The organism is Actinomycetota bacterium (assembly GCA_041658565.1).
Classification (GTDB): Bacteria; Actinomycetota; AC-67; order AC-67; family AC-67; genus JBAZZY01.
Window position 1 is genome coordinate 1 of record JBAZZY010000080.1, and the last position, 3,080, is coordinate 3,080.

A 3,080-nucleotide genomic window follows, 5' to 3' on the forward strand; every position below is an offset into this window, starting at 1 on the left:
CCAGCTTGTCGCGGAACCAGTCAATCAGTCCCTCCCAAAATGGCCGATGCACGAGAATGATGGGCATGCGCGTGCTCTTGCCGGTCTGGATCAGGGTCAACGCCTCCAGGACTTCATCGAGCGTGCCGAAGCCGCCGGGCATGACCACGTAAGCCTTGGCGTATTTCACGAACATCACCTTGCGCGCGAAGAAGTGCTGGAAGGTGAGGACGATATTGAGATAGTGGTTGGCGTGTTGTTCCTGCGGCAAGCGGATGTTAAGCCCGACGCTCGGGGACTTGCCGGCGAACGCGCCTTTGTTGGCGGCCTCCATCAACCCCGGGCCGCCGCCGCTCACGACCGCGAAGCCGGCGTCGGAAAGTTTGCGTCCGATCTCCTCGGTCAGGGCATAATACGGATGCCCGGGCGCGACACGCGCCGAACCGAAGACGCTGATCGAGGGCTGAATCTGTGCCAGGCGTTCGAAGCCAGCGACAAACTCGGACATGACCTGGAATATTTTCCACGACTCGCGTGACATCAGCCCCGAGGACGCGGTGGTGCCGCGGGCGTCCGGGAAGGCAAACGGGATTTCGGGTGGTACGGAAGCCGAGTCTTTCATTTTTCAAGCATAATGTGCATGGACGCACGAATCCAGCACCGCACGGAAGCCAATGGCCGGGTCCGGCAAACCATTATTAAGTCCCTCCACACACAACATGAAGCGTAAAACACCCGCGCCGGGCCAAGGTGCCAACAAACCGTCCACGAGACCGCTGCTGGTCCTCGTGGACGGCTCGTCGTATCTGTACCGCGCGTTCCACGCGCTGCCCGGGCTCGCCAATTCGCGCGGCGAGCCCACCGGCGCGATTTACGGCGTGGTCAACATGCTGCGCAAGCTGCTCGTCGAATACGACCCCGCTTACCTCGCGGTGGTGTTCGACGCGCCGGGCAAGACCTTCCGCGACGAGCTGTACGCCGACTACAAGGCGCAGCGTCCGCCGATGCCGGACGAACTGGTGGGCCAGATCGAGCCGCTGCACGCAATCGTGCGCGCCTTGGGCCTGCCGCTGTTACAGATTGGAGGTGTGGAGGCCGACGACGTCATCGGCACGCTCGCGACGCAAGCAAGCGCCGCCGGCCTCGACACGCTGGTGTCCACCGGCGACAAAGATATGGCCCAGCTCGTGGACGGGTCCGTGAAGCTGGTGAACACCATGACCGACACCGTGCTCGACCGCGACGGTGTGGTTGAGAAGTTCGGCGTGCCGCCGGAGCGCATCGTCGACTGGCTCGCGCTCATCGGCGACACCTCGGACAACATCCCGGGCGTGCCCGGCGTCGGGCCCAAGACCGCGTCCAAGTGGCTTACGCAGTACGGCTCGCTCGACGCGCTGGTGGCGCAGGCCGGCGAGATTCCGGGAAAGGTTGGGGAAAATCTGCGCGCCGCGCTCAAGCAGCTGCCGCTCGCTCGCCAACTGGCCACCATCTGCTGCGACGTGCCGTTGACACTCAAGCCCACGGAACTCAAACGCGTGCCGCAGGACGACGCCACGCTGCGCGAGTTGTTCGCGCGCCTGGAATTCAAGAGCTGGCTCGCGGAGCTTGGCGGCGTGAATCGCGCCACGGTGCCCGCCGCGGCCGCGGCGCACGACGCCAAGGACGCCTATGAAACGATTCTTGACGACAAGATGCTCGATGCCTGGATCGCGCGCCTCGGGAAGACCGAGGTCTTCGCCTTCGATACCGAAACCACGTCGCTGGACGCGATGCAGGCGCAGATCGTCGGCGTGTCGTTTACCGACCGCGCCGGCCATGGCGCTTATGTGCCGCTGGCGCACGACTATCCCGACGCACCAGCGCAGCTTAAGCGCGACGCTGTACTTCAAAAACTCAAACCGCTGCTCGAGGCCGAGACGCCGCGCAAGATTGGCCAGAATTTGAAATACGACCTCAACGTGCTCGCGAACCACGGCATACGTATGCGGGGACTGGGATTCGACACCATGCTTGAATCCTACGTGCTCGACGCCACCGCCGCGCGCCACAACATGGATGCGCTCGCGCTCAAGTACCTCGGTTACAAGACACTCACGTACGAAGACGTCGCCGGCAAGGGCAAGAGCCAGATCAACTTCAGCGAGGTGCCGATCTCCGCTGCCTCCGCCTACGCCGCCGAGGACGCGGATATCACGCTGCGGTTGCATCAGGCGCTGTGGCCACGGCTTGAAGCAATCCCGGCGCTCGCGAAGCTGTTTCATGAAATCGAGATGCCGCTGGTGCCGGTGTTGGCGCGCATCGAACGCCACGGCGTCAAGATCGACCCCGATATGCTGCGCGTCCAGAGCCGCGAACTCGAAAAGCGCATCCTCGAACTCGAGCAACAGGCGCACGCACAGGCCGGTCAGGCGTTTAATCTCGGCTCACCCAAGCAGATTCAAGAAGTGCTGTACGGCAAGCTCGGGCTGCCGGTACTCCGGCGCACGCCCACCGGTCAGCCATCCACGGCGGAAGAGGTGTTGGAGGAGCTTGCGCTCGACTATCCATTGCCGAAAATCATTCTCGAGCACCGCACGCTCGCAAAGCTCAAGTCCACGTACACCGACAAGTTGCCGGAGATGATCAATCCGACCACCGGGCGGGTGCACACCTCGTATCATCAGGCCGTGGCCGCCACCGGCCGGCTGTCTTCCAGCGACCCGAATCTACAGAACATCCCGATTCGCACCGACGAGGGCCGGCGCATCCGCCAGGCGTTCGTGCCCGAGCCCGGCTATAAAATCCTCGCCGCCGACTACTCGCAGATCGAACTGCGCATCATGGCGCATCTTTCCGGTGACGCCGGCTTGATCCGTGCGTTCGCGGAGGGGCAGGACGTCCACCGCGCCACCGCCGCCGAGGTGTTCGGCGTGGCGCCCGAGCTCGTCAGCGACGACATGCGCCGCGCCGCCAAGACCATCAACTTCGGGCTCATCTACGGCATGTCGGCCTTTGGGTTGGCGCGCAGCCTCAAGATCGAGCGCACGGCGGCGGCCGAATACATCGAGCGCTATTTCGCGCGTTATCCCGGCGTGCGCGCGTTCATGGAGCGCACGCGTGAA

2 protein-coding genes are annotated in these 3,080 nt (G+C 63.8%); one reads left to right on the forward strand and one right to left on the reverse strand.

The genetic code is table 11. From position 1 onward, the window contains the following. Positions 1 to 520: TIGR00730 family Rossman fold protein (locus WDA27_15095; protein MFA5892250.1), on the reverse strand; the 520-nt coding region annotated here is incomplete at its 3' end. A 178-nt stretch (positions 521 to 698) separates the two neighbouring features. On the opposite strand from WDA27_15095, the gene polA reads away from it, so the two are divergent. Then, positions 699 to 3,080 (forward strand): DNA polymerase I (polA, locus tag WDA27_15100; GenBank protein MFA5892251.1); only part of this gene is annotated, 2,382 nt, incomplete at its 3' end.